The organism is Endozoicomonas sp. (assembly GCF_051008435.1).
GTDB lineage: Bacteria > Pseudomonadota > Gammaproteobacteria > Pseudomonadales > Endozoicomonadaceae > Endozoicomonas_A.
This window is the reverse complement of record NZ_JBPCXO010000473.1, coordinates 1-6,590: the sequence shown is the minus strand read 5'-3', so window position 1 is coordinate 6,590 and position 6,590 is coordinate 1. Positions and strand designations below refer to the sequence as shown.

8 protein-coding genes and 1 pseudogene are annotated in these 6,590 nt (G+C 45.5%); 5 read left to right on the top strand and 4 right to left on the bottom strand.

What is annotated here, in order from left to right; genetic code table 11:
- Window positions 1–128: 128 nt before the first annotated feature.
- A complete protein-coding gene (locus ACR2PX_RS23400; protein WP_434001764.1) occupies window positions 129–329 on the top strand; it encodes a hypothetical protein in 201 nt (66 codons plus the stop codon).
- Window positions 330–363: 34 nt separating this feature from the next.
- Here the strand turns inward: ACR2PX_RS23400 and ACR2PX_RS23395 are convergent, their stop codons facing one another.
- From ACR2PX_RS23395 to ACR2PX_RS23385, 3 genes and pseudogenes are all read right to left on the bottom strand, one after another.
- On the bottom strand, window positions 364–741 hold the full coding sequence (locus ACR2PX_RS23395; protein WP_434001763.1) for a hypothetical protein: 378 nt from the start codon (window positions 739–741) through the stop codon (window positions 364–366).
- 2 nt (window positions 742–743) lie between these two features.
- Window positions 744–1,019, bottom strand: coding sequence for a hypothetical protein (locus tag ACR2PX_RS23390; RefSeq protein ID WP_434001762.1), 276 nt, complete (start codon window positions 1,017–1,019; stop codon window positions 744–746).
- A pseudogene (locus ACR2PX_RS23385) lies at window positions 1,012–2,042 on the bottom strand (IS701 family transposase). Before ACR2PX_RS23385 ends, ACR2PX_RS23390 begins: the two are co-directional and overlap by 8 nt.
- Window positions 2,043–2,269: 227 nt before the next feature.
- On the opposite strand from ACR2PX_RS23385, the gene ACR2PX_RS23380 reads away from it, so the two are divergent.
- The 4 genes from ACR2PX_RS23380 (at window position 2,270) to ACR2PX_RS23365 (ending at window position 4,145) form a co-directional block, all read left to right on the top strand.
- Window positions 2,270–2,746 carry a hypothetical protein gene (locus ACR2PX_RS23380; RefSeq protein WP_434001761.1) on the top strand — a complete coding sequence of 159 codons (477 nt, stop codon included), beginning with the start codon at window positions 2,270–2,272 and terminating at the stop codon, window positions 2,744–2,746.
- A gap of 77 nt (window positions 2,747–2,823) precedes the next feature.
- Window positions 2,824–3,204 carry a hypothetical protein gene (locus tag ACR2PX_RS23375; RefSeq protein WP_434001760.1) on the top strand — a complete coding sequence of 127 codons (381 nt, stop codon included), beginning with the start codon at window positions 2,824–2,826 and terminating at the stop codon, window positions 3,202–3,204.
- The gene (locus ACR2PX_RS23370) at window positions 3,197–3,640 is read left to right on the top strand and encodes a YbaN family protein (RefSeq protein ID WP_434001759.1); all 444 of its coding nucleotides are present in this window, start codon (window positions 3,197–3,199) and stop codon (window positions 3,638–3,640) included. The genes ACR2PX_RS23375 and ACR2PX_RS23370 overlap by 8 nt, the downstream gene beginning before the upstream one ends.
- Window positions 3,641–3,770: 130 nt before the next feature.
- Complete coding sequence (locus tag ACR2PX_RS23365) at window positions 3,771–4,145, top strand: STAS/SEC14 domain-containing protein (protein WP_434001758.1); 375 nt, start codon at window positions 3,771–3,773, stop codon at window positions 4,143–4,145.
- Between the two features lie 463 nt (window positions 4,146–4,608).
- On the opposite strand, the gene ACR2PX_RS23360 is transcribed toward ACR2PX_RS23365, so the two are convergent.
- Window positions 4,609–6,204, bottom strand: coding sequence for a hypothetical protein (locus ACR2PX_RS23360; protein WP_434001757.1), 1,596 nt, complete (start codon window positions 6,202–6,204; stop codon window positions 4,609–4,611).
- Window positions 6,205–6,590 lie beyond the last annotated feature (386 nt).

Here is a 6,590-nt window from a genome sequence, read left to right as displayed (position 1 = left end):
CCGGGGGCTGTCTATCTTTCAGTGCCTTTCTTTATTGTCATATTGCACTCCTTGCTAACTATGCCCTCTACCGTCGAAAAGAAATTGGGAGCCCCCCATAAAGTCCAACGGAACAAAAAGTTGCTCTGTTGCTGGCGTTAGCCACCTACAAGACTCTTTCCTGGTCGTTGGCGCTTAACGGAAAAATTGAAGCGGCTACTCATTCGGCTTTCGGTGTGCTGAAGCACATCGACTGGCTGTTTTACTTAATACCAGGTTCGCTGGGTATTTCTACGCTGTTTTTTGTTGTGGTAACGCTTAATGCGCTGAAGAAAAACATGGCAGTATAAAGAAAAGCACTACATAAGTAGTGCTTTATGTATCTTACTGTGAAAACAAGCCTAATGATTCAGCTATCACCAGACCAATCATTGCTGTTGCTGATCCATAAAACAACATAAAGAGTATTCGCGCCAGAATCCTGTCCAGGCGAGTAGTGTGTTTATACAAAAGCTCAGAGTTTGCATGCAGAAAGGAGAGTTGGCTGGATTCCAGCTTCTTGTTCAGGGCTTTTGGTGTTGAGAGTGCGCCAGCAGCATTAAGGATATCCAGTCCGCTCATAAACTCTACTCCGAGTTCGTCCTTTGTCTCTATGTTTTTTCTAAGTTTTTTGACGGTTACTTGCCCGAACAAAACAAAAAAACACCAGGCAATCATCATCACGGCAGTAGAAATAGCCAGCAGTGTAGAGAATAAACTCATGGTTAATTAAGCACCTTCATAAGGTTGTCGTACCACTCGCCACCATTGTTTTTAATTGCATTATTCATTGTTGTAGTCGCAATAGCACCGCCAGCTGCAACAGTCAGTCCACCGACAATCAACCCGACCCATCCGACCGGCGTAGCAACGACCAGAAAGCCTAAAGCTGCCGCCCCTGCTTTTGCTGCGGCAATACCCATTCCGGCGGAAGCTGCAAAACTAAGTGATTCAATAAACAACTCCCTCTCCCAAAAGGTGGAGGTATAGAACTTACGCATTGATGGCACCTGCAAATTTTAGTAACAGATAATCTTTGCCCTTTGCAAAAACCTCAATGAAAGTGCCAACCACCCTCTTAAACAGCTTCCGATGATGCTGATAAATATTCGTAAACTCTTGCGCTATCTGCATCTTCTGGAGATAAACGAAACTCAGAATACTGGCAAATAGGTGATTTCTCACGGGCTTCTCATTACGCACTTGAAAATGCTCGATATGGCACACTTGCTTGATCGCTCTGTGAAACGGTTCAATCTGCCAGTGCTGATCATGAATCTGGACGAAGTCATTGCGTTGAATGCGTTGAATGCGTTGAATGCGTTGAATGCGTTGAAAAGGTGCCTCTTCTGGCAAGTAAACCACGTAGTGGAGACACGGGTCTTTTAGCGTCGTCCTGAACAACCTGACATTACCAAAATCTTTGAGCCAGACATCCAGACCATCATCTGGTATCTCAAGGGTTTGAACCTGCTGCCATTGACCTTTTTCCAGTGATACTGTCCTGTTTTTCTCAACGGTAAACATGAACCCAGTCTAATGGTTTTTAATCGCCTTCAGGTTCTTGACGCAGCTGTACCAGGAATCATCGGTGACAAAGGCTGGCTTCAATCCCCATGGCAGCACTTCAATCAACATTTCACGAAAATAGTCGTTTTTAGTCTTGTCTTCAGACTTGTCGCATACCCTGTAATTCAAGGGCGTATGGCGACCAGTAATGCCGGTGTAATGCAGGGTGACGAGGTTAATCCCCTTGACCGTCCGATGGTTTTTACCAGACCAGAAGTGGCTGACGAGAGCCACTGAATGGCTATAGGGCTTGAGCGGCCTCGTCAAACATGTCTTTTGGTTGATAGTCTTCGCGGTTGAGAAAGCGATTAACGCTATCGTGAGAAATGCCCGTGAGAAATGCCCGTCACTTCTTCCAGTCTTGTGCATGTTGGCGATTTTGGTTCACTGATCAGAAATCCCATGTATTTTGGAAGCTTGCATTGTGCAGTTGTTGGGCGAGTAGTACTTTTCACTTTCGTCCCTGAAAAGATAGTCATTTTCGGCAGTTATCAAATTTCAGAGCGTGCTGTCAATGCGTAAGTCCTATATAGATAGAATTTTGAGCGGCCTTTGTTGAGTTAAATTTTTTCTGCTCACTGCCAAGTGTGCATACTTCTTGCTTTACCTCTTTAAAAACTGACCTTTAAGTCAGAAAAAACTGGCGTCGAGTCGGAAAGAACAATAACAAGAGGTAACTGTTATGAATTCATCGACCCTTGAAGTATCGCCGTGTCAGGCAAAGAAGCGATTCGAGTTTCCCGATATCTACATCATCCTGCTCTTCTTCATTGTTTTGGTGGGTGTGCTCAGCGGGTTTATTCCAGCCGGACAGTATGAAAGAGAAACCCTGGCGAATGGTCGGGAAAGTGTAGTACCGGGCTTTTATCAACAGATTGAGCAGACGCCTGTTAGTCCCATGGATATTATCGAAGCCATCCCAGCCGGAAATGTTGCAGGCGGGATTTCCAATATATTTTTTCCAACCAGTGGTTATTTCATCGCAGCGCTTGTTGCGGCCAGGGTGGATTACATTCGCTGGATCCGGCTCTACACTCCCTTCTTTATTTTTACACTGGGGGTTGCGAGCTTCGGAGCGGTGGTGGCTAATGCCATAGACTATGGTCCTTTTTTAGAAAGGACGTTGCTGCTTAAGCCCTTTGCAATCAATATTGGGTAGCATTTTTGTGATTAACCGCCATGAGCCAGAAAAAAGAGTTACTATAGTCAGGCAAGTTATCTTTTAAGGTTTTGCTTATGTTGTTGAAAGCCCCTTCTTTACTCCTGCTGGCTTTGTTGCTGGGTGGTTGTTCCACGCTGGGTTGGAAAGTGGGGGATATGGCCAAGATCCAGTTTGATCTCAATGAACTCAATAAGGATGGCCTGCGTGGCTCTGGCGGCAACATGAGATCTGTGTCCTATGAATTTTGCATTCCGGACAAGATCGAATACGTTGACCAGGTCATGGCGATTGATCCAACGCTGGTTGTGTACCGTGATTCGCCGGGAAAAATCCAGTGCCGTACTGGAGAATACCTGGCAATCGGTGACACCAATCAGCTGGATTACTACGAAGTTCTGAGAAAACTGGCAGAGCTGGATTATGTAGAGAGTATTCAGGAAGCCACGTTTGAATAAGTGTAAAGAACCCCCTATGGCTGGTCAGGTAGCAACAGAAGATGACACACTGCTGGTCAGAAATCCATTATTGCGAAGTTTGTATCAGGGGTTAGCAATACTTTGCATTATTCTTGGCATTATTGGTGCCCTGTTGCCGCTCATGCCAACCACGGTGTTTCTGTTGATGGCGGTGTGGCTCAGTGTACGCTCTTCCCCAAAACTGAATGAGTGGCTACTTGGGCACCCTAAGTTTGGTCCGGTCTTGAGAGAGTACCTTCATGACAGGGCTCTTTCTCCCAAAATAGGGTACCGGGCTCTGGCTGTATTATGGCTGGGTATAAGTGTTTCAATCTGGCTGGTTCCCCAGATTGTCCTGAAAGTATTACTGGGACTCACTGCGCTGGCAGTCAGCAGCTATCTGTTGGTACTGATGCGCAGATATCAACAACAATGAGCAAATGTAACATTGATCCGTCAATGTTGGTGGCAGAATAGATGCCTATTGCGAAAGAAAACAGTTTGCGCGTCCTTCCAACATGAGCAATCAAGTCGCAGAGTGTTTTTCACGGTAACAGGAGTGACTTATGATCAAGTTGTTACCTATGCCTGCTGATTTTCTGGTGGGTATTGAAGTTAAAGGTAAAATCGAGCAAGACGACATAGTGCCTTTGATTGACTCGATCAGGCCCAAGTTCGAGCAACATGAAAAAATTGCCGTTTATGTTGAGCTGGCGGAGTGGGAAGGTATTTCTCTGGCCGCACTCTGGGAAGATCTCAAGTTCGGTCTGCCCCATGTCAGAGCCGTTAGTAAAAAAGCGGTTGTGACTGAAAACAAGTGGCTGACCCATGCTGTAGAGTGGGCGGATATGCTGTTTCCCGGTGTTGAAGCGGAAACATTCTCTCTGGATGAAAAAGAACAGGCATTGGAGTGGCTGATGCTTCAGGACGAAGATGACTGAACCCCGTCAGTCATCAGCGGCGCTCTGTTCTCTGGTTTCTTTATGAAGAATTCCTGTAGGGCTTTCTTTGTCCCTGCAGGCTCATCTGCGCTGTTATAGCTTCGATTGCATTTCCATACCTTCCGTTTGAATTGTTTTACTGGTGCTTCTACTGACCAGTATGCAGGCCGTTGTAAGAATAATAACGGGAGTTAAGATGAGCGTTACTCCTCCAGCAACGATGTCGGCAATGGCACCCGCTGAAAGAGAAGAAGATGAGGGATAGCTGTTATTTAAACGGCTGTCACCAAAAGTGCACGTTCGAATTGGGGCGGGAGTCAGGCACGTACCACTGGCTTCTCCCGGCATAAAAGGCTCTGAGGAAGTCAGGCCTGCAGGTAATCTGGTTTGATAAAAAGCTTCGGTAACCGGTGAGTATTGTAGGCGGGCTATTTGCCGACTTTCGCGCATGGCCACATGGAGGTTACTTTCTTCGTTGTCTGTTTCTATGAAAGACTGCGCTGATCGGTTGACTCAAGCCTGTGAATTCAGCAGCGGTGAAACGAGTCTTTTCTGAAAATGATGAACCATTCCATTCTAATAAAACAATGACACTGGAACCTGTATATAACAGGGCTAATTCATCTCGACTGGGGTGGCGCACTACCTGAGATAAACCACAAAGGTTCGTTGTCTGAGGATTTTCAGGCCAGCTTGCAACGACTTCTCCTGCAGGGCTGAAGAGATAGAGTTTCTGCTCAAGTAAGTCGGTGACCAGAAACTCCCTGTCTCTATCGGTCAGAAATTTTACGCTGGAAGCATTGCGAAAAGAGGGATGGCATACTTCTTTGCAGTCGGCCGGTTGGCATAGGTTCTGTTCTACGTCCTCCATGACAGAACATACAGTAGCTGTACTGGATCGTTTATTAATGGTGACTGAAAAATTGCTGTTGTTAACATCCAGCAATTCCAGGTCTTTTTCGGTGTAATCCAGTGTTTCCTCGACTCTGAAGTGCTCTCTATCTAAATTGGACGAGTCATTCTTTTGAAAAACTAGGGTATTAAGTTCACTGTTAAAGGTATCGGTTACCAGAAGACAATTCTGTGTGGATGAAACGGCAATGCCTTCACCTTTACTGGGATAGTCAAAGTTACAGGTTCGGGTAGAACATCTGCTTCGGCATTCCACTGAGCTGGAGCAATCAAAGGCATTGGGGCCAAGGCAGGGAATGCTACAGATTCTTGGGCTACCCCCAAACCCCTGTAACCGGAACAGATCGGCAAAGTCATCTTGAGTCGAGTTGCCGGGAGAGGCTGAAGTACAGGTAGAATTACCGGGTTGGTGAGTCAGAACATAGCCATTTTTCTGCACCCCGACAAAAAAGTCATTACCTGAGCTGATGGCAGTGATACGGCCGAGTCCTTCTCCTTCTCTCCAGCCTCTGGCTGTTAAAAAAACTTGCGTATTGTCGTCAATATTACTGGTGTCAATGACGCAAGTGAGCGAGTCAAAATTGCCCTGATTAGTCAGGCTGTACTCTTGATAGCCATTGGTTGTATCAGCATCGCTACCGGTGACCCAGGCAAGGTATTCATTATTTTTGGTAGCAGATAAGGAATAAGGCGCTTCAGGCAGCTGGAGAGAGCCCCCATATCGCCAGCCGGAACTGGCCTGTTTGGTTTGCCAGGCAGGGGGGCGCACCCCTATTCCAGATAATTGTATCTGCTGTTCCTGTGATGTACCCCCTGCAATGGTCAGTTGTCCTTCATGCAACCAGTAATCACAGCTGTTTTCACCGGGTCTGAATTCAAGAATCAGCTGTGTGCATTCATTAATGGTGGTTTGCCCATCTTCATTAAGAAAGAAAGGCTCTGTTACTGAAACAGGGGTCTGACCGATTACGGGGCAAAGGGTGATCTGTCGTGTTTCTTTTGATCCCGAAACTACTTGGCCAAATGTAATATGCGCGATGCCATTGTCATCAATACCTGCACCATGAATGATTATGTTTGTGGCGGTAGCGAAGGGCGTAAGAAGAGAAAGAAACGTCAGGATTAAATAAAAAAATCGGGTGATCATATAATCTCCAGTGAATATTAACTAACCTTAATAAGGAGGCGCTAGCCTGATGGTTGCTTATTAGAAATAAGGTTTATTTATTCGTTAATAAACTGCGCTGAAGAAAATATATTGTTTGTTTTGTTAATTATTAAGTGAGTAGTGTTGTCTATAGAGATAAATTCAATATAGGCTAGTATGACTTGGTAGTCAGGGTCTAATTGTTATTCTTTGATTTGTTCGTTTTGAATGTGAACTGTTTTTTATTTAATATTCTTTAATAACTGCTCAGAATTCGTAGGGAGTCAACACACAGGCATCAAAACTTTGTGTATTCGAGTCGGGCATAATCTCAACCCATGAAGCCGTCCAAAACCTCAGCACTTGAAACAGAAGTCAGCGAACTC